The sequence below is a fragment of the Streptomyces sp. NPDC107500 genome (assembly GCF_055582785.1).
Genome location: NZ_JBVJPF010000008.1, coordinates 314923 through 335119, shown reverse-complemented (window position 1 = coordinate 335119; position 20197 = coordinate 314923). Strand labels below are relative to the sequence as shown.

Below are 20197 nucleotides of genomic sequence, written 5' to 3'. Positions count from 1 at the left end.
GGGAAGCGCAACTCCATAGTGTCCTCAGCATGTTGAAGAAGACAGCACACCTGGTCATCGCCCTCGCTCTGACGACGGGCACCGCCGTCACGGCCGGTACCGCGGCCGCCGCCGACCACGGCACCGCCACCGTCGTACGCACCGACAAGGGCCTGGTCGGTGGGGTGAGGACCGGCACGGTACGGACCTTCCAGGGCATCCCCTACGCCGCCCCGCCCACCGGCGAGCGACGTTGGGCGCCCCCGGCGTCCCCGAGACGCTGGCACGGCGTGCGGGACGCCACCCGGCCGGGCGCCGCCTGCCCGCAGACCGGATCCGTGCCGCCGGCCGGCCCCCCGTCCGCCACCGAGGACTGCCTGCTCGTCGACGTCACCACCCCGCGTGCCGCGTCCCGGGAGCCGCGAGCCGTCATGGTGTACCTGCACGGCGGTGACCACACCGACGGCTCGGGTGCGATGCACGGCGCCCGGAGGCTGGCGGCCCAGGGCGACGTGATCGTGGTGACGGTCAACTACCGGCTCGGTGCCCTGGGCTACCTCGCACACCCGGAACTGGAACGCCGAGGCGAGTCCGGCAACTACGGCTTCCTCGACCAGCAGGCGGCGCTGCGGTGGGTGCAGCGCAACGCCCTCGCGTTCGGCGGAGACCCGCGGAAGGTGACGCTGTTCGGCGAGTCGGCCGGCGCCACCAGCGCGTGCGCGCACCTGGTCGCCCCGTCGTCGGCCGGCCTCTTCCACCGGGTGGTGCTGCAGAGCGGGGCGTGCCTGCGCCCCGACGCCGCGCGCGGGCGGGCGGACGCCCTGAGACAGGGGGACGACGCAGCCGAGGCGATCGGGGAGCGGAGCGAGGCGAGCGGCCAGGACGGCGACTGGCGTACGGCGGAGCCCCGGCACCTCGTGTACGACTTCGGCCAGAGCCCTTACCCGTACGGCCCGGTCTACGGCGGCAAGCTGCTGCCCCGGACTCCGCGCGAGGCCATCGCCACCGGCAGGTACAACAAGGTGCCCGTACTCCAGGGCATCAACCGCGAGGAGGGCCGCGCGATGGTGTACGGGGCGGAGCTGGCCAAGCGGTACGCCACCAAGGACCCGGAAGCCATCCTCGACCAGGCCGACTACCGCGACCGTCTGGAGAACGACTTCGGGCCGGAGAAGGCCGCCGCCATCGCCGCCCGCTACCCCGTGTCCGCCTACGGCGACAGCCCGGCCCTGGCACTGTCGGCGGTCCTCACCGACGCCGGACAGGCTCGCCACACCGTCGACACCGGACACGCGCTCGCTCGCGGCTCCCGCACCTACACCTACGAGTTCGCCGACCACGAGACCCCCTGGTACGCCGACGCCGAAACCTACGCCAAGCCCTCCTTCCCCATGGGTGCCGCGCACACGTTCGAGCTTCCCTACCTCTTCGAGCTCACCGAGTTCGCCCCGCTCACCAAGCGCCAGCGGGCCCTGTCCGACGAGATGATCCGCATCTGGTCCGACTTCGCCCGCGGCGGCGAGGCCCCGTGGAAGGCGACCACTCCGGGCGCGCTGAACGCGCAGTCGCTGGCTTCGGGGCCGGGCGGCATCCGGCCGGCCGACTTCGCCAAGGACCACCAGTACGACTTCTGGAAGTCCCTCGGCTGACCCGGACCGGGGCGTCTGTGGGGACGGGCCCCTGACTGGGCACGCCTTTCTCCGACCGCTCCGATTTAGGACCTGAACTGACCTAGATGGGTCGTAGTGTCGGTCTCACCGAACAGCGCAGGACCCCCCGGGAAGGCGGAGACCGACATGCCCTTCGACGAGACCACCACTGGCGCCCCGGCCACCCACGACCAGGCGGCGGCCCCGGCCGCCACCGGCGAGCGTGCCGACCTGCTGGAGATGCTGGCCAAGCACCGGCACTTCCTCCGCTTCACCACCCGTGACCTCACCGACGAGCAGGCCGGCCTGCGGACCACCGCCAGTGAGCTGTGCCTCGGCGGTCTGATCAAGCACGTGACGGCGGTGGAGAGGGGCTGGGCGGACTTCATCGTGGACGGCCCGTCCGCGATGGGCGACTTCACGGCCATGACCGAGGCCGACTGGGCGCGGCGGGACGCCGAGTTCCGGATGCTGCCCGGCGACACGCTGGCCGGTGTGCTGGCCGACTACGCCGAGACCGCCCGCAGGACCGACGAGCTGATCGCCGCCCTGCCCGACCTGGGGGCCACCCAGCCGCTGCCGAAGGCCCCCTGGTTCGAGGCCGACGCGCACTGGTCGGCGCGCCGGGTGCTCATGCACGTCATCGCCGAGACCGCCCAGCACGCCGGGCACGCCGACATCATCCGCGAGTCCCTGGACGGCGCCAAGAGCATGGGCTGACCCGCGGAACGTCCCGTCCGGTCACTTCACGAAGCGATACCTCAGGTGCGTCGCCAGGGGCGTCTCGACCGCCCCGACCTGTTCTAGGTCGCGCCGCCCCGCGTCGCCCAGCCCCTCGAAGAGCCGCAGCCCGCCGCCGAGGAGGACGGGCACCACGTGCAGCTGGAGCTCCTCGACGAGCCCGGCCGCGAGGTACTGCCGCACGGTGTCCGCGCCGCCCGCGATGTCGACGTTCCGGTCGCCGGCGGCGGCCTCGGCCCGCTCCAGGGCGCCGCGGATGCCCTCGGTGACGAAGTGGAAGGTGGTGCCGCCCTCCTTCACCAGGGTGGGGCGGGGGCGGTGGGTGAGGACGAAGACCGGGGTGCGGAAGGGCGGGTTGTCGCCCCAGAACTCCTCGCCCAGGTCGTACATCGTGCGGCCCATCACCACCGCCCCGGTGGCGTCGAACCACTCGCGGACCAGCTCGGAGTCGCGGTTCTCGTCCCCGCCGGTCAGGCCCTGGCGCTCCCGCCAGCTCGCCAGGGTGTGGATCCAGTCGAAGACGCGCTCGGCGCCGTCGCCCCCGGGGTTGTCGCGGGAGACGTTCGGGCCGGCGACGTAGCCGTCTAGGGAGATGGCGAAGTCCGCGGTGACGATCATGAGGGGCGCTCCTCGGGTCGGGGGCGGGTCGTGGGGCGTAGTGCCTTCACCCGTGCGTCGATCGGGAGCCCCCGCTTTCGACACCGCGCGCGAGAAATCCTCAGGGCGTCGTCTCGCCCCGCACCAGCGGACCGCACACCGGCTGGCTGTCCTCGGGCAGCTCGTCGGGGCGGCACCAGCGGGCCTCCAGGATCTCGAAGGGGTCGATGCGGAGTTCGCCGCCCAGCAGCCGGGCCTCGTAGGCCACTTCGAGCCGGGTGCGCAGGCCGCTGTTGAGCATGACCAGGCGGCCCACCTCCACGTCGAGGGCGGTCTCCTCCCTCACCTCGCGGACGACCGTCTCCCGGAAGTCCTCGCCCTTGCGTGCGAAGCCGCTCGGCAGACCCCACTGGCGGCCCGGCGGCCACATCCGGTGCTTCAGCAGCAGGACGCGTCCCTCGTCGTCGCGCACGACGCCGGTCACGCCGACGACGTACTTGGTGTGCAGGAGCCACATCACACGGCTCTGTACGGGGCGCAGCAGGCGCCAGAGGCGGGCAACGAGTCGTCTCACGGTGCGGACGCTACCCCCTCGCCGAAAGGGCCCTCCGGGCGAGTCCGCCCACATGCCGGAAGTCCGTTGACAGCGACCCTCCCCGCTCGCGACAGTTGCGTGGCGGGGTCATGCGCCTGACGTGGTCCATTGCTGTGCACCGTGACGTACAGTGTGATGAACCATCTCATGTCCAGCCTCCTCCCCAGACCTACTGCCGACTACCCGGAGCCACCGTGAGCACCCCCAGCACCCCGTCCCCCGCCGCCGCCCCCGTGGCCGGCGCGGAGGCGGCGCCCACCACCGGCCATCAGTCCGTGCCGGGCGGGCGACGGGGTTCCCTCGGCCCGGTCGGCCTGGTCCTCGCCGGCGGCCTCTCCGTGCAGTTCGGGGCGGCGCTGGCGGTGACCCTGATGCCCCGGGCCGGCGCGCTCGGCGTGGTGACCCTGCGGCTGGCCGTCGCCGCCGTGGTGCTGCTGCTGATCTGCCGGCCCCGGCTGCGCGGGCACTCCCGCGCCGACTGGGGCACGGTCGTCGTCTTCGGCATCGCCATGGCCGGCATGAACGGCCTCTTCTACCAGGCCGTCGACCGCATCCCCCTCGGCCCCGCCGTCACCCTGGAGGTGCTCGGCCCGCTGGCCCTGTCCGTCGTCGCCTCCCGCCGCGTGGTCAACCTGGTCTGGGCCGCTCTCGCCCTGGCCGGAGTCTTCCTCCTCGGCGGCGGCGGCTTCGACAGCCTCGACCCGGCCGGTGCCGCCTTCGCCCTCGGGGCGGGCGCGATGTGGGCGGCGTACATCGTCTTCAGCGCCCGCACCGGACGCCGCTTCCCGCAGGCCGACGGGCTGGCGCTCGCGATGGCGGTCGGCGCCCTGCTGTTCCTGCCGCTGGGCATCGCCGAGTCGGGCGGCAAGCTCCTGGACCCGGCCACGATCGCGCTGGGCGCCGGGGTCGCCCTGCTCTCCTCCGTCCTCCCCTACACCCTCGAACTCCTCGCCCTGCGCCGCCTGCCCGCCCCCACCTTCGCCATCCTGATGAGCCTGGAACCCGCCATCGCCGCCACGGCCGGCTTCCTCATCCTCGACCAGGCCCTCTCCGCCACCCAGTCGGCGGCCATCGCCCTGGTCATCGCGGCCAGCATGGGGGCGGTGCGGACGCAGGTGGGGCGGGGGCGGAAGGTGAAGGCGGTCCCGGATCTGCCGTAGCCGTAGCCGTAGCCGTAGCCGTAGCCGTAGCCGGGTGTCCGCCGTGCAAGTTGCTCGGGCGGATGCGGCCGCGTTTTCAGTAGCCATGGCTATAGTAGCCATGTACTGTATTTCTATGAGTGAGGGTTCATCGCACGCGACGCCTGGCTTCCTCGTGTGGCGGCTCGCCAACAAGTGGCGGGTCGCGGTCGATCGCGCAGTGGCTCCACTGGGCCTCACCCACGCCCAGTACTCCGTGGTCGCCTCGTTGTACGGCATGCAGCGGGCCGGTGAGCGGCCCAGTCAGCGTCGGCTCGCCGACCACACGGGGCTGGAGGCGCTGTACGTCTCGAAGCTGGCCCGGGCGCTGGAGGCGGCGGGGCTGATCCAACGCACCCGTGACCCCCGCGACCCGCGTGCCGTACAGCTCGCTCTCACGGACCAGGGCGAAGCCGTCACGCGGGAGGCCATCGCGGTGGTCCGGGAACTGCTTCAGCTGTTGCTGGAGCCGCTGGGAGGTCTCGACGCTCCACGGGCGCGTGCCTTCACCGGCGAGCTGACGACCCTGCTCGACGCACCTCTCGTTCCACCCGTACCGAACGATGAGAGCACTCGGAGGAGAACGCCATGACCGCCACCACACCAGCCACCACACCCTCCATCGCACCGGCCGCCGACCATTCGGTCACCGACGCGCCCGTCGCCGACGCCCGAGCGCTCGGCCTGGCCCACTACGCCGCACGTGGGGTGCTGGAGCACATCCTGATCCGCCACGGCGTCACCTTCCAGCAGCAGGTCGTCCTGCGCGCCGCCGTCACCGCCGAGGGCCCGCAGACGCCCGACGGCCTCGTCGCTCAGGTCCACGGCACGCTGAAGGGCGACCCGGCCGGCATCCGGGCCGATGTGGACGGCCTGCTGGCCAAGGGGCTGCTGGCGGTGGACGGCACCCACCTGCTCGCGACGGACGCCGGGCGGGAGTTGCTCGCCGCGGTCGGCGCGGAGGTCGCGCCCGTCAGCGCCCGCATCTGGGGCGGGATACCCGCGGACGACCTGGCCGCCGCCGGCCGTGTCCTCGCTCTCGTCACCGAGCGCGCCAACGCCGAGTTCGCCGCGCTGGCCACCGCGTGACGCAGTGACCGCGGGACCGCATAAGGCGTGGTCGCAAGGCCATGTGATCCCCAGTAACGCGACCCGCCCCGGTACCCCGGGTGCACTCGTTGGCAGCGGCAGCACATAGGCTGCGGACCTGGTCATCTCATCGGGATCATGGGGAGGAAACCGATGAATCACACGGCCGAGGTCTTCCAGCCATTGCAGCCCGACGACCCGCGCGTGGTGGGCGATTACCGGCTCGCCGCCCGGCTCGGAGCGGGCGGCATGGGCCGGGTCTACCTTTCGCACACCCGGGGCGGCCGCCCGGTGGCCATCAAAGTCGTCCGGTCCGAACTGGCCGACGATCCGACCTTCCGGCGGCGTTTCGGGCGCGAGATCACGTCGGCCCGGAAGGTGAAGGGTGCCTACACCGCCGAGGTGATCGACGCCGACGCGGGCGGTACTCCGCCGTGGCTGGCCACGCTGTACGTGCCGGGCCCGGCACTCTCGGACGTCGTCGCCCGTAGCGGGCCGCTGCCGGTGCCGGCTGTGCTGTGGCTGATGGCGGGGGTCGCCGAGGCGCTACAGGCCGTCCACGGTGCGGGCATCGTGCACCGGGACCTGAAGCCGTCGAATGTGCTGCTCGCCTCGGACGGCCCCCGCGTCATCGACTTCGGCATCTCGGTCGCCGCCGACAGCACCGCGCACACCGCCACGGGCACCACCATGGGCACGCCTCAGTACATGGCACCCGAGCAGGCGTCCGGGCGCGGCGTCACGGCGGCGACCGACATCTTCTCGCTCGGCCAGACCGCCGCGTTCGCCGCGCTGGGAGAACCGCTCTACGGGGACGGGCCCGCGGTCAGCGTGCTGTACCGGATCGTGCACTCCGAGCCCGACCTGTCCGGGCTGCCCCAGCAACTCCGCCCGCTGATGGCCCGCTGCATGGCCGCCGACCCCGGGGAGCGGGCCACCGCGGCGGAGGTCGTCGAGTGGTGCCGGCGCGAGCTGGGGCGGGACGCCGAGGCAGGGGTGGGGCCGGCCGTCTGGCGCGAGGTCGCCGGGTCGGAGGTGACCGTGCCTCCTCCCGTGCCGGTTCCGGCGGCGGCGCCCACCGCGGAGTACACGGGTCCCTGGACCGCACCGCAGCCGACGGTTGCCGCGCAGCGGCCTGCGGCGGCGCAGTGGCAGAACGCCGCACAGTGGCCCGGCCCCGCGCACCGTCCCGCCGGCCCGTACGGCACGACCGCGATGCGACGGCAGGCCGGGCCGGAGGAGCAGAGGCGCCGCAGGAGGCGCGCCGGCCTGATCGCGGCCGCCGGGCTGGCCGCGGCCGGGGTCATGGCCACGACGGCGTACACCGTCCTCGACGGGGCGTGGGACGCCGTCCGGGACCGCGCCCGGGACACGGCGGCGTCCGCCTCCAGGACACCCGGTACGGGTGAGGAGCGGGCGAAGGCCGGGGACGCGGCGTCCGGATCGGCGGACGCGGAGTCGACCGATCCGGGGGCTGCCGCGTCCGACGGGCGGGGAGCGGCGGCCGACGGCCCCACGGCCGATCCCGCGGTGCCCAGGGCCCACGCCTACGGGCCGCAGTGGCTGGACGGCAAGAACTCGCTCAGCATCGGTACCGGGACGACGAGCGACCATCGCAAGGAAGACATCCGCTTCGCCTGCAGGCAGACCAGCTGCGCCCTGGAGAGCGACACCAGCGTCTTCAGCCTGCTGTACGGCGATCCGGGCGCCACGTACGAGGACTGCCGTGCCCGACTCGCCGACGAGGCCGACACCAACGGCCACCGTCTCCCACTGGCCGCAGCGGCGGCCGGAAGCGAGATCTGCGTCAAGCACCGCAACGGAGACATCGTGCTGCTCGTCGTCCAGGTGAAGTCGACGGCGATGCCGAACAGCGGCTTCGTCACCGCGGACATGACGGTCTGGCGCGCGGACTGACCTACGGGCACCGCTCGGAGAAGGCCGGGGAAAGGCTGACGCCCCTCGCCGCAGGGGCGTCCCGCTCCTGGGCCGAAAAATCATGCAAGCGCGCTTGATTGTTAATCCGGCCCCTGCCATGCTCCCCCCACACCGCGCCGCACACCACCGTGCCCGAGGGGAGCGATCGTGTCCGACCCGACGCCCGTGATCGACGATCTGCGCGAGGAGAGTGGGGAACTCGACGCGCTGGTGGCCCGGTTGGAGCCCGGGGAGTGGCGGATCGCCAGCCCCGCGCCCGGCTGGACGGTCGCGCACCAGGTCGCGCACCTGGCCTGGACCGACCGCGCCGCCCTGCTCGCCGTCACCGACGAGGACGGCTTCCGGGGGCTGGTGGAGCAGGCCCTCGCCGCGCCCGACCGGTACGTCGACGACGGTGCCGAGGAGGGCGCCAGGCAGGATCCGGACGAGCTGCTGGCCTCCTGGCGGGAGGGCCGGACCGCCCTCGACGAGGCACTGCGCGCCGCCGGACCCGGCGCCCGCTTCCCCTGGTACGGCCCGCCCATGGCCGCCGCCTCCATGGCCACCGCCCGCCTGATGGAGACCTGGGCGCACGGCCTGGACATCGCGGACGCGATCGGCGTGGTGCGCCCGCCCACCGACCGCCTCCGGCACGTCGCCCGCATCGGCGTCCGCGCCCGGGACTTCGCCTACGCCGCCCATGGACTCACCCCGCCTGCCGAGCAGTTCCGCGTCGAACTCACCGGTCCGGGCGGCGATCTCTGGGCGTACGGCCCCGAGGACGCCCCGCAGCGCGTCACCGGCCCCGCGCTCGACTTCTGCCTGCTCGCCACCCAGCGCGCCCACCGCGCCGACCTCGCCCTCACCGCCGACGGCCCGGACGCCGACCGATGGCTGGACATCGCCCAGGCCTTCGCCGGGCCACCGGGCGCCGGGCGGCAGCCCAAGGGGTCGAAGGGGGCGGCCCAGTGAGCGCGCTGCGCGTCGGCAACGCCTCCGGCTTCTACGGCGACCGCTTCGACGCCATGCGCGAGATGCTCACCGACGGCCCCCTCGACGTCCTCACCGGCGACTACCTCGCCGAGCTGACCATGCTCATCCTGGGCCGCGACCGGCTCAAGAACCCGGACGCCGGGTACGCCCGCACCTTCCTGCGCCAACTGGAGGAGTGCCTCGGACTCGCCCACGACCGGGGCGTCAGGATCGTCAGCAACGCCGGCGGGCTCAACCCCGCCGGACTCGCCGACGCCGTACGCGCCCTCGCCGACCGCCTCGGCATCCCCGTACGGGTCGCGCACGTCGAGGGCGACGACCTCACCGCCGCCCACCCGGGGACCCTGGCCGCGCACGCCTACCTCGGCGGCTTCGGCATCGCGGAGTGCCTGCGCGCGGGCGCCGACGTCGTCGTCACCGGACGCGTCACCGACGCCGCCCTGGTCACCGGGCCCGCCGCCGCGCACTTCGGCTGGGCCGCCACGGACTACGACCGGCTCGCGGGCGCGGTCGTCGCCGGGCACCTGCTGGAGTGCGGGGCGCAGACGACCGGCGGCAACTACGCGTTCTTCCAGGACGGCGACGTACGGCGGCCCGGCTTCCCCCTCGCCGAGATCCACGCCGACGGCACCTCGGTCATCACCAAGCACGACGGCACCGGTGGCTTCGTCGACACCGGCACCGTCACCGCCCAACTGCTCTACGAGACGGGCGGCGCCCGGTACGCGGGACCCGACGTCACCGCCCGCCTGGACACCGTACGGCTCACCCAGGACGGCCCCGACCGCGTCCGCGTCGAGGGCGTGCGGGGCGAGGCGCCGCCGCCCACCCTCAAGGTCGGCCTCAACCGCCTCGGCGGCTTCCGCAACGAGGTCGCCTTCGTGCTCACCGGCCTCGACGTCGAGGCCAAGGCCGCGCTGGTCCGCGAGCAGTTGGAACCCGCGCTCGGCAAGGCCGCCGACGTCCGCTGGGACCTGGTCCGCACCGACCGGCCCGACGCGCCGACCGAGGAGAGCGCCAGCGCCCTGCTCCGGCTCGTCGTCCGCGACGCCGACCAGCAGGTCGTGGGGCGGGCGCTGAGCGGCGCCGCCGTCGAACTGGCCCTCGCCAGCTACCCCGGCTTCCATGTGCTGGCGCCCCCCGGAAAGGGCGCGCCCTACGGCGTCTTCGAGGCCGTCCACGTCCCCCGGAACACCGTGGACCACGTGGCCGTCCTCCACGGCGGGCGCCGGGTCCCCGTGCCGGGCGCCCAGGACACCGCCGTACCGACGGACGTACCGGAACCGCCCCCGCCGCGGCGGCTCCCACCGGGTCCCGTCCGCAGCGCCCCCCTCGGTCTCGTCGCCGGCGCCCGCAGCGGCGACAAGGGCGGGGACGCCAACGTGGGCGTCTGGGCGCGCACCGACGACGCCTGGCGCTGGCTCGCGCACGAACTCACCACCGACCGCTTCCGGGAGCTGCTCCCCGAGACCCGCGACCTGCCCGTCACCCGGCACCCGCTGCCCAACCTGCGCGCCCTCAACTTCGTCGTCGAGGGCATCCTCGGCGAGGGCGTCGCCGCCCAGCACCGCTTCGACCCGCAGGCCAAGGCGCTCGGCGAATGGCTGCGCGCCCGCCACCTGGACATCCCGGAGGTCCTGCTGTGACCGCCGTCCCGCCGTATCCCCCGGAGGCCGTGCTGTGACCGCCGTCCCGCCGTACCCCCCGGAGGTCCTGCCGTGACCGTCCTCGCCTCCGCCCTCGACCCCGCCGCCCCCGACCACCGCGCGCACCGCGAGGCCATGCTCGCGAAACTCGCCGACCTGGACGCCGAACACGCCAAGGCGCTGGCGGGCGGCGGCGAGAAGTACGTGGCCCGGCACCGGGGGCGCGGCAAGCTCCTCGCCCGCGAGCGCATCGAGCTGCTCCTCGACCCCGACACGCCCTTCCTGGAGCTGTCCCCGCTGGCCGCCTGGGGGAGCGAGTACACGGTCGGCGCCTCCCTCGTCACCGGCATCGGCGTCGTCGAGGGCGTCGAGTGCCTGATCACCGCCAACGACCCCACCGTGCGCGGCGGTGCCAGCAACCCCTGGTCGCTGAAGAAGGCCCTGCGCGCCAACGACATCGCGCTCGCCAACCGGCTGCCCTGCATCAGCCTGGTGGAGTCCGGCGGCGCCGACCTGCCCTCCCAGAAGGAGATCTTCATCCCCGGCGGCGCGATCTTCCGGGACCTCACCCGGCTGTCCGCGGCCGGCATCCCGACGATCGCCGTCGTCTTCGGCAACTCGACGGCCGGGGGCGCCTACATCCCCGGCATGTCCGACCACGTCATCATGGTCAAGGAGCGCGCCAAGGTGTTCCTCGGCGGTCCGCCCCTGGTCAAGATGGCCACCGGCGAGGAGAGCGACGACGAGTCGCTGGGCGGCGCCGAGATGCACGCCCGCACCTCGGGCCTCGCCGACCACTTCGCCCTGGACGAACCCGACGCCCTCCGCCAGGCCCGCCGCGTCGTCGCCCGCCTCAACCACCGCAAGGCGTACGCCGATCCGGCACCGGCCGAGCCGCCCAAGCACGACCCGGAGGAACTCCTCGGCATCGTCCCCGGCGACCTCAAGGTCCCCTTCGACCCGCGCGAGGTCATCGCCCGGATCGTCGACGCCTCCGACTTCGACGAGTTCAAGCCGCTGTACGGGACGAGCCTGACCACCGGCTGGGCGAGCCTGCACGGCTACCCGGTCGGCATCCTCGCCAACGCCCAAGGGGTGCTGTTCAGCGAGGAGTCCCAGAAGGCCGCCCAGTTCATCCAGCTCGCCAACCAGCGCGACATCCCGCTCCTCTTCCTGCACAACACCACCGGCTACATGGTCGGCAGGGAGTACGAGCAGGGCGGCATCATCAAGCACGGCGCCATGATGATCAACGCGGTCTCCAACTCACGCGTCCCGCACCTGTCCGTCCTCATGGGGGCGTCCTACGGCGCCGGCCACTACGGCATGTGCGGCCGCGCCTACGACCCGCGCTTCCTCTTCGCCTGGCCCAGCGCCAAGTCCGCCGTCATGGGCCCGCAGCAGCTCGCCGGCGTCCTCTCCATCGTCGCCCGCCAGTCCGCCGCCGCGAAGGGGCAGCCGTACGACGACGAGGGCGACGCCGCGCTGCGCGCCATGGTGGAGCAGCAGATCGAGTCCGAGTCGCTGCCCAAGTTCCTCTCCGGGCGGCTCTACGACGACGGCGTCATCGACCCGCGCGACACCCGCACCGTCCTCGGCCTGTGCCTGTCCGCCCTCCACACCGCCCCCTACGAGGGCGCGCGCGGCGGCTTCGGCGTCTTCCGGATGTGAGGGAACCCACTGTGGCCACCACTGTGACAAGCGAGGGAAACACCGTGATCGGTACCGTCCTCGTCGCCAACCGCGGCGAGATCGCCTGCCGGATCTTCCGCACCTGCCGCGAGTCGGGAATCCGGACCGTCGCCGTGCACTCGGACGCCGACGAGAACGCCCTCCACGCGCGCGTGGCCGACGCGGCCGTACGCCTGCCGGGCGCCGCCTCCGCCGAGACGTACCTGCGCGGCGACCTGATCGTGAAGGCCGCGCTCGCCGCCGGCGCCGACGCCGTCCACCCCGGCTACGGCTTCCTCTCCGAGAACGCCGGCTTCGCCCGCGCCGTCCTCGACGCCGGGCTGACCTGGATCGGGCCGCCGCCGGAGGCCATCGAGGCGATGGCGTCCAAGACCCGCGCCAAGGAGCTGATGGGGATCGCCCCCCTGGGCGAGGTCACCGAGGCCGACCTGCCCGTGCTGGTGAAGGCCGCGGCGGGCGGCGGCGGACGCGGCATGCGCGTCGTACGGCGCCTCGCCGACCTCGACGCCGAACTGACCGCCGCCCGCGCGGAGGCGGCGAGCGCCTTCGGCGACGGCGAGGTCTTCGTCGAGCCGTACGTCGAGGACGGCCGCCACGTCGAGGTGCAGATCCTCGCCGACACCCACGGCACGGTCTGGGCGCTCGGCACCCGCGACTGCTCCCTCCAGCGCCGCCATCAGAAGGTGATCGAGGAGGCCCCGGCACCGGGCCTCACCGAGGAGCTGGAGCGCGAACTCCACGACCTGGCCGTACGCGCCGCCCGCGCCGTCGACTACGTCGGCGCCGGCACCGTCGAGTTCCTCGTCGCCGACGGCCGGGCCCACTTCCTGGAGATGAACACCCGCCTCCAGGTCGAACACCCCGTCACGGAAGCGGTCTTCGACGTCGACCTCGTCGCCCTGCAACTCCGCGTCGCCGAGGGCCACGCCCTCGAAAAGGACCCGCCACGCGCGCGTGGGCACGCCGTCGAGGCCCGTCTGTACGCCGAGGACCCCGCGCACGGCTGGGCCCCGCAGACCGGCCGCCTGCACCGCCTCACCGTGCCCGACGGCATCCGCCTGGACACCGGCTACACCGACGGCGACGACATCGGCGTCCACTACGACCCGATGCTCGCCAAGGCCGTCGCCCACGCGCCCACCCGCGCGGAGGCCGTCCGCCGCCTCGCCGGAGCCCTGGAACGGGCGGCGATCCACGGCCCGGTCACCAACCGCGACCTCCTCGTCCGCTCCCTGCGCCACGAGGAGTTCACCTCCGCCCGCATGGACACCGGCTTCTACGACCGCCACCTGGCCGCCCTCACCGAGGCCGCCCCCGACCCCCTCGCCCCGCTCGCCGCCGCCCTCGCCGAGGCGAGCGCCCACCCGGGCCGCTTCGGCGGCTGGCGCAACCTGCCCTCGCAACCCCAGGTCAAGCGGTACGTCCTCGCGGGCGAGGAACACGAGGTCCGCTACCACCACACCCGCACCGGCCTCACGGCGGACGGCGTACGCGTCGTACACGCCGACGCCCGCCTGGTCGTCCTCGAAACCGACGGCGTACGACGCCGCTACGAGGTCGCCCGCTACGGCGACCGCGTCCACGTCAACACCACCGCCCTCACCGTCCCACCCCGCTTCCCCGACCCCGCCGCCCAGCACGCCCCCGGCTCCCTCCTCGCCCCCATGCCCGGCACGGTCGTCCGCGTCGCGGAGGGCCTCACGGAGGGCACCGCCGTCCAGGCGGGCCAACCCCTCCTGTGGCTGGAGGCGATGAAGATGGAACACCGCATCACGGCCCCGGCCACGGGCACGCTGACCGCTTTGAACGCCGAGCCGGGAGACCAGGTGACGGTGGGCTCTCTATTGGCGGTAGTCCAAGACACCTAGGGGCGCGGGGAACTGCGCGACCAGCCACAACGAACCCGCACCCGAAGGAGCACGTGATGACCACCCTCCTCGAATCCGACGAGCACAAGTCCCTCCGCGAAGCGGTATCGGCCTTCGCCCGCAGCCACCCCCGCGCCACCGGCCCCGCCGAGAGCCGGCACTTCTGGCAGGAGGCCGGCAAGCTCGGCTACATCGGCGTGAGCCTGCCGGAGGCGTACGGAGGCGGGGGAGGCGGTGTCACGGAACTCTCCCTCGTCCTTGAGGAGATGGGCGCCGCCGGCAATCCCCTGCTGATGATGATCGTCTCCCCGGCGATATGCGGCACCGTCATCGCCCGCTTCGGCACCGAAGAACAGAAGCGGACCTGGCTCCCCGGCATAGCCGACGGCACCCGCCTCATGGCCTTCGGCATCACCGAACCCGACGCCGGCTCCAACAGCCACCGCATCACCACCACCGCCCGCCGCGACGCCGCCACCGGCGACTGGCTCCTCACCGGCCGCAAGGTCTTCATCAGCGGCGTCGACATCGCCGACGCCACCCTCATCGTCGGCCGCACCGAAGACGCCCGCACCGGCAAGCTCAAGCCCTGCCTGTTCATCGTCCCCCGTGACACCCCCGGCTTCGAGCGACGGCAGCTCGACATGGAACTGCACGCCACCGAGAAGCAGTTCGAGCTGACCCTCGACGACGTACGGCTGCCCGCCGACGCGCTCGTCGGCGACGAGGACGCGGGCCTCCTCCAGCTCTTCGCCGGCCTCAACCCCGAGCGCATCATGACGGCGGCCTTCGGCATCGGCATCGGCCGCTACGCCCTCGCCCGCGCCCTCGACTACGCCCGCGAACGCACCGTCTGGAAGACCCCCATCGGCGCCCACCAGGCCATCGCCCATCCCCTCGCCCAGGCCCACATCGACCTCGAACTCTCCCGCCTGATGACGCAGAAGGCCGCGCACCTCTACGACGCCGGCGACGACATGGGCGCGGGCGAGGCCGCCAACATGGCCAAGTACGCGGCGGGGGAGGCCTGTGTGAAGGCCGTCGACCAGGCCGTCCACACCCTCGGCGGCAACGGCCTCACACGCGAGTTCGGCCTCGCCACGCTGATCACGGCGGCGCGGGTCGCCCGCATCGCCCCGGTGAGCAGGGAGATGATCCTCAACTACGTCTCCCACCAGACCCTGGGCCTGCCCAAGTCGTACTAGGGAACGCCCACGTCGTACCAGCCGACCTGGAGGAACCGTGTTCCGCAGCCAGTACGCCGACGTCCCACCCGTCGACCTGCCCATCCACGAGGCCGTGCTCGGCCGGGCCGCCGCCTTCGGGAGCGCACCGGCGCTGATCGACGGCACCGACGGCACCACCCTCACCTACGAGCAGGTGGACCGGTTCCACCGGCGCGTCGCCGCCGCCCTCGCGGAGGCCGGGGTCCGCAAGGGCGACGTCCTCGCCCTGCACAGCCCCAACACCGTCGCCTTCCCGCTCGCCTTCTACGCCGCCACCCGCGCGGGCGCCTCCGTCACGACGGTGCACCCGCTCGCCACGGCCGACGAGTTCGCCAAGCAGCTGAGCGACGCGCGGGCCCGCTGGATCGTCACCGTCTCACCGCTGCTCGACACCGCCCGCCGGGCCGCCGAACTCGCGGGCGGCGTCCAGGAGATCCTGGTGTGCGACAGCGCCCCCGGCCACCGCTCCCTGATCGACATGCTGGCCTCGACCGCCCCCGAACCCCGGATCGCGATCGACCCCGCCGAGGACGTCGCCGCGCTGCCGTACTCCTCCGGCACCACCGGCACCCCCAAGGGCGTGATGCTCACCCACCGCCAGATCGCCACCAACCTCGCCCAGCTCGAACCGCTGATGCCGGCCGCCCCCGGCGACCGCGTCCTCGCCGTGCTGCCCTTCTTCCACATCTACGGCCTCACCGCCCTGATGAACGCCCCGCTGCGGCTCGGCGCCACCGTCGTCGTACTGCCCCGCTTCGACCTGGAGCAGTTCCTCGCCGCCATCCAGAACCACCGCATCACCGGCCTCTACGTCGCCCCGCCGATCGTCCTCGCCCTCGCCAAACACCCCCTGGTCGCCGAGTACGACCTCTCGTCCCTCAAGTACATCGTCAGCGCCGCCGCCCCCCTGGACGCCCAGCTCGCCGCCGCCTGCTCCCGGCGGCTCGACCTGCCGCCCGTGGGCCAGGCGTACGGCATGACCGAACTCTCCCCGGGCACCCACGTCGTCCCCCTGGACGCCATGGCCGACGCGCCGCCCGGCAGCGTCGGCAAGCTGATCGCCGGGACCGAGATGCGCATCGTCTCCCTCACCGACCCCGGCAAGGACCTTCCCCCCGGCGAGTCCGGCGAGATCCTCATCCGCGGCCCCCAGATCATGAAGGGCTACCTCGGCCGCCCCGACGCCACCGCCGCCATGATCGACGAGGACGGCTGGCTGCACACCGGCGACGTGGGACACGCCGACTCCGACGGCTGGCTCTTCGTCGTCGACCGCGTCAAGGAACTGATCAAGTACAAGGGCTTCCAGGTGGCCCCCGCCGAACTGGAGGCCCTCCTGCTCACCCACCCCGGCGTCGCCGACACCGCCGTCGTCGGCACGTACGACGACGACGGCAACGAAGTACCCCACGCCTACGTCGTACGCCAGCCCACCGCACCCGGCCTCTCCGAAGGCGAGATCATGATGTACGTCGCCGAACGCGTCGCCCCCTACAAACGCGTCCGCCGGGTCACCTTCATCGACACCGTGCCCAGGGCCGCCAGCGGCAAGATCCTCCGCCGGGAACTGCGAGGCACCGAGTGACCCTGATCGCCCGCACCCGCGAACGCGGCGTCGAGACCCTCACCCTCGACTCCCCGCACAACCGCAACGCCCTCTCCGCCGCCCTCGTCGGCGACCTGGCCGCCGCCCTCACCGACGCCGGCGAGGACACCGGTGTGCGCGCTGTCGTCCTCACCCACACCGGCACCACCTTCAGCGCCGGCGCCGACCTGCGCGACCCGCCCGACCCGGACACGCTGGTCGGGCTCTTCCGGCAGATCGCCGAGGTGCCCAAACCCGTCGTCGCCCGCGTCACCGGCCACGTCCGCGCGGGCGGCCTCGGCCTCCTCGCCGCCTGCGACATCTCGGCCGCCTCCCACCAGGCCACCTTCGCCTTCACCGAGGTCCGCATCGGCGTGGCGCCCGCCGTCATCTCCCTCACCCTGCTCCCGCGCACCGACCCCCGCGCCCTCGCCCGCTACTACCTCACCGGCGAGCGCTTCGACGCCGCCGAGGCGGCCCGGACCGGCCTGGTCACGGCGGCGGGCGACGACGTGGACGCCGTACTCGCACCCGTCCTCGACGGTGTGCGCCGTGCCTCACCGCAGGGCCTGGCCGAGACGAAACGGCTGCTCACGGCTAGGGTGCTGGAGGCCTTCGACCGGGACGCGGCCGACCTGACCGCACTCTCGGCCCGGCTGTTCGCCTCCCCGCAGGCCCGCGAGGGGATGACGGCCTTCCTCGAACGACGGGATCCGGAATGGGTGGTGTGAGCGGCGCCGCGAACACGGCCGACCGCGCGGAGCGCGTGCCCAAGCAGGACCGCAGCCGGGCCACCCGGCAGCGGCTCCTCGAAGCCGCCGTCGCCTGCCTCGCCGAACGCGGCTGGGCGGGCTCCACGGTCTCGGTCGTCGCCGAACACGCCGGCGTCTCCCGCGGTGCCGCCCAGCACCACTTCCCGACCCGCGAGGACCTCTTCACCGCGGCCGTGGAGTACGTCGCCGAGGAGCGCTCCCTCGCGCTGCGCGCCCTCTTCCCCGAAGGCGCGGCGGCCGGTGACCGCCGGGCCGTGGTCGCCGCGCTGGTCGACCTCTACACCGGCCCGCTCTTCCGGGCCGCCCTCCACCTGTGGGTGGCCGCCTCCAACGAGGAGCAGCTGCGCGGCCGGGTCACCGAGCTGGAGGCCCGCGTCGGCCGTGAGAGCCACCGCATCGCCGTCGACCTCCTCGGCGCCGACGAGACCCGCCCCGGCGCCCGGGAGACCGTCCAGGGCCTCCTCGACATGGCCCGCGGCCTGGGCCTCGCCAATCTCCTCACCGACGACCGCGCGCGGCGGGAACGGGTGGTCGACCAGTGGGCCCGGCTGCTCGCCGCCGAGCTGGGCTGACGCCGGTCAGGGAGCGAGCCGCTCCACCCGCCAGCTCCCGTCCGCCTCGGCCACGTACCGCAGCCGGTCGTGCAGCCGGTTCTCCCGCCCCTGCCAGAACTCGACCTCCTGCGGCGCCACCCGGAAGCCGCCCCAGTGCGGCGGCACTGGCACCTGGCCGCCCGCCGGGTAGCGGCCGGCCAGCTCCGCGTACGCGGCGTCCAAATCCTCCCGGCCCGCCACCACCGACGACTGGGCGCTGGCCCACGCCCCCAGCTGGGAGCCGTGCGGCCGGCTCCGGAAGTACGCGGCGGTCTCGTCCCGCCCGGTACGCCGCGCCACGCCCGTCACGATCACCTGCCGGGCCATCGGGTGCCAGGGGAACAGCAGCGAGACGTACGGGTTCGAGCCCAGCTCGCGGCCCTTGCGGGAGTCGTAGTTGGTGTAGAAGACGAAGCCCTGCTCGTCGAAGTGCTTCAGCAGCACCGTGCGGGAGCTGGGGCGCCCCTCGGCGTCGGCGGTGGAGACGACCATCGCGTTCGGCTCGAAGAGTCCGCCCTCCATGGCGGCCTGCTTGAACCAGCGCGCGAACTGCTCGACGGGGCCGGCGGCCAGCTCGGACTCGGCAAGCCCCTCGGCCCGGTACTGCTTGCGCATCGAGGCGAGATCGAAGGGGACGGCATCGCGGTCGGTCACACCGGCCATCCTGCCGTATCCGCGGTGTCCTTCGTCACTGAGTGGCACTGAGTGCCGCAACCCCTCCCCACGTTTGGCACTCGGAGATATCGTGCTGGTCCCGGCGCGGTTGGACGAACGGCCGTACGGGGCATCACAGGGGTGACCGCAGAACGAGGACCGCGAGTCGTGCGCACGACCGTGGATCCGGTGGACCCGATGAAGCCGACGGGTCGGTCACCACACATCTACGTCACGAGGAGCCGCCTGATGTCCGACTTCGTACCCGGGCTAGAGGGAGTCGTCGCGTTCGAGACGGAGATCGCCGAACCCGACAAGGAGGGCGGCGCCCTCCGCTACCGCGGCGTCGACATCGAGGACCTGGTCGGCCACGTGTCCTACGGGAACGTCTGGGGCCTCCTCGTCGACGGCGCCTTCAACCCCGGCCTCCCGCCCGCAGAGCCCTTCCCCATCCCGGTCCACTCCGGCGACATCCGTGTGGACGTCCAGTCCGCGCTCGCCATGCTCGCGCCGGTCTGGGGCCTCAAACCCCTCCTGGACATCGACGCCGAGCAGGCCCGCGCCGACCTCGCCCGCGCCGCCGTGATGGCCCTCTCCTACGTCGCCCAGTCGGCCCGCGGCCAGGGCCTGCCCATGGTCCCGCAGCGCGAGATCGACAAGGCCCAGTCCGTCGTCGAACGCTTCATGATCCGCTGGCGGGGCGAGCCCGACCCCAAGCACGTCGCCGCCGTCGACGCCTACTGGACCTCCGCCGCCGAGCACGGCATGAACGCCTCCACCTTCACCGCCCGCGTCATCGCCTCCACCGGCGCCGACGTGGCCGCCGCCCTCTCCGGCGCCGTGGGAGCCATGTCGGGCCCGCTGCACGGCGGCGCCCCCTCCCGCGTCCTCGGCATGATCGAGGAGATCGAGCGCACCGGCGACGCCGAGGCGTACGTCAAGAAGACACTCGACGCGGGCGAACGCCTCATGGGCTTCGGCCACCGCGTCTACCGCGCCGAGGACCCCCGCGCCCGCGTCCTGCGCCGCACCGCCCGCGAACTGGGCGCCCCGCGCTACGAGGTCGCCGAGGCCCTGGAGAAGGCCGCCCTCGCCGAACTCCACGCCCGCCGCCCCGACCGCGTCCTGGCCACCAACGTCGAGTTCTGGGCCGCCATCATGCTGGACTTCGCCGAGGTCCCGGCCCACATGTTCACCTCGATGTTCACCTGCGCCCGCACGGCCGGCTGGTCCGCCCACATCCTCGAACAGAAGCGCACCGGTCGCCTGGTCCGCCCCTCGGCCCGCTACGTGGGCCCGGGCCCCCGAGACCCGCACACCATCGAGGGCTCCGAAACCCTCACGCCCTGACCGCAGCGAGAACGCAGACGACCCGCGAGTCTGGTTCCTCCAGCGGAGGAGCCGGCCGGACGTACCGGCGAC

18 protein-coding genes are annotated in these 20197 nt (G+C 73.3%); 15 read left to right on the top strand and 3 right to left on the bottom strand.

Features of this window, described 5'->3' with window-relative positions; all coding sequences use genetic code 11:
• Positions 1-29 precede the first annotated feature (29 nt).
• Both ACZ67M_RS30745 and ACZ67M_RS30740 read left to right on the top strand, forming a co-directional pair.
• Positions 30-1628: a carboxylesterase/lipase family protein gene (locus ACZ67M_RS30745; protein WP_469853692.1), complete on the top strand. Its 1599-nt coding sequence runs from the start codon at positions 30-32 to the stop codon at positions 1626-1628.
• A 240-nt stretch (positions 1629-1868) separates the two neighbouring features.
• Positions 1869-2348: a DinB family protein gene (locus tag ACZ67M_RS30740; protein WP_361358009.1), complete on the top strand. Its 480-nt coding sequence runs from the start codon at positions 1869-1871 to the stop codon at positions 2346-2348.
• A 21-nt stretch (positions 2349-2369) separates the two neighbouring features.
• On the opposite strand, the gene ACZ67M_RS30735 is transcribed toward ACZ67M_RS30740, so the two are convergent.
• Together ACZ67M_RS30735 and ACZ67M_RS30730 are read right to left on the bottom strand one after the other, a co-directional pair.
• On the bottom strand, positions 2370-2987 hold the full coding sequence (locus ACZ67M_RS30735) for a dihydrofolate reductase family protein (RefSeq protein WP_469853691.1): 618 nt from the start codon (positions 2985-2987) through the stop codon (positions 2370-2372).
• Positions 2988-3087: 100 nt separating this feature from the next.
• Positions 3088-3540 carry an NUDIX hydrolase gene (locus ACZ67M_RS30730; protein ID WP_122619660.1) on the bottom strand — a complete coding sequence of 151 codons (453 nt, stop codon included), beginning with the start codon at positions 3538-3540 and terminating at the stop codon, positions 3088-3090.
• Positions 3541-3755: 215 nt separating this feature from the next.
• Between ACZ67M_RS30730 and ACZ67M_RS30725 the strand changes: the two genes are divergently transcribed.
• From ACZ67M_RS30725 to ACZ67M_RS30670, 12 genes are all read left to right on the top strand, one after another.
• A complete protein-coding gene (locus tag ACZ67M_RS30725) occupies positions 3756-4721 on the top strand; it encodes an EamA family transporter (protein WP_392015739.1) in 966 nt (321 codons plus the stop codon).
• 115 nt (positions 4722-4836) lie between these two features.
• Positions 4837-5331 (top strand): MarR family winged helix-turn-helix transcriptional regulator, encoded by a 495-nt coding sequence (locus ACZ67M_RS30720; RefSeq protein ID WP_469853690.1) that lies wholly within the window; start codon positions 4837-4839, stop codon positions 5329-5331.
• The gene (locus tag ACZ67M_RS30715; protein ID WP_392102516.1) at positions 5328-5828 is read left to right on the top strand and encodes a hypothetical protein; all 501 of its coding nucleotides are present in this window, start codon (positions 5328-5330) and stop codon (positions 5826-5828) included. The genes ACZ67M_RS30720 and ACZ67M_RS30715 overlap by 4 nt, the downstream gene beginning before the upstream one ends.
• 153 nt (positions 5829-5981) lie before the next feature.
• Entirely contained in the window at positions 5982-7745 is a 1764-nt protein-coding gene (locus ACZ67M_RS30710) for a serine/threonine-protein kinase (RefSeq protein ID WP_469853689.1), read from the top strand.
• Between the two features lie 168 nt (positions 7746-7913).
• Complete coding sequence (locus tag ACZ67M_RS30705) at positions 7914-8717, top strand: TIGR03084 family metal-binding protein (protein ID WP_392102519.1); 804 nt, start codon at positions 7914-7916, stop codon at positions 8715-8717.
• The gene (locus ACZ67M_RS30700) at positions 8714-10384 is read left to right on the top strand and encodes an acyclic terpene utilization AtuA family protein (protein WP_469853688.1); all 1671 of its coding nucleotides are present in this window, start codon (positions 8714-8716) and stop codon (positions 10382-10384) included. Before ACZ67M_RS30705 ends, ACZ67M_RS30700 begins: the two co-directional genes overlap by 4 nt.
• Positions 10385-10456: 72 nt before the next feature.
• A complete protein-coding gene (locus tag ACZ67M_RS30695; RefSeq protein WP_469853687.1) occupies positions 10457-12055 on the top strand; it encodes an acyl-CoA carboxylase subunit beta in 1599 nt (532 codons plus the stop codon).
• 44 nt (positions 12056-12099) lie between these two features.
• Positions 12100-13944 (top strand): acetyl/propionyl/methylcrotonyl-CoA carboxylase subunit alpha, encoded by a 1845-nt coding sequence (locus ACZ67M_RS30690; RefSeq protein ID WP_469853686.1) that lies wholly within the window; start codon positions 12100-12102, stop codon positions 13942-13944.
• Between the two features lie 56 nt (positions 13945-14000).
• Positions 14001-15149, top strand: coding sequence for an acyl-CoA dehydrogenase family protein (locus ACZ67M_RS30685; RefSeq protein ID WP_467322489.1), 1149 nt, complete (start codon positions 14001-14003; stop codon positions 15147-15149).
• Positions 15150-15186: 37 nt separating this feature from the next.
• Positions 15187-16755 (top strand): 4-coumarate--CoA ligase family protein, encoded by a 1569-nt coding sequence (locus ACZ67M_RS30680; RefSeq protein WP_469853685.1) that lies wholly within the window; start codon positions 15187-15189, stop codon positions 16753-16755.
• Entirely contained in the window at positions 16752-17486 is a 735-nt protein-coding gene (locus tag ACZ67M_RS30675) for an enoyl-CoA hydratase family protein (RefSeq protein WP_361357476.1), read from the top strand. The genes ACZ67M_RS30680 and ACZ67M_RS30675 overlap by 4 nt, the downstream gene beginning before the upstream one ends.
• Entirely contained in the window at positions 17474-18100 is a 627-nt protein-coding gene (locus ACZ67M_RS30670; protein WP_307013168.1) for a TetR/AcrR family transcriptional regulator, read from the top strand. The genes ACZ67M_RS30675 and ACZ67M_RS30670 overlap by 13 nt, the downstream gene beginning before the upstream one ends.
• A gap of 6 nt (positions 18101-18106) precedes the next feature.
• Here the strand turns inward: ACZ67M_RS30670 and pdxH are convergent, their stop codons facing one another.
• Positions 18107-18784 carry a pyridoxamine 5'-phosphate oxidase gene (gene pdxH / locus ACZ67M_RS30665; protein ID WP_469853684.1) on the bottom strand — a complete coding sequence of 226 codons (678 nt, stop codon included), beginning with the start codon at positions 18782-18784 and terminating at the stop codon, positions 18107-18109.
• A 240-nt stretch (positions 18785-19024) separates the two neighbouring features.
• Between pdxH and ACZ67M_RS30660 the strand changes: the two genes are divergently transcribed.
• Entirely contained in the window at positions 19025-20125 is a 1101-nt protein-coding gene (locus ACZ67M_RS30660) for a citrate synthase 2 (protein WP_122619669.1), read from the top strand.
• Positions 20126-20197: the final 72 nt, after the last annotated feature.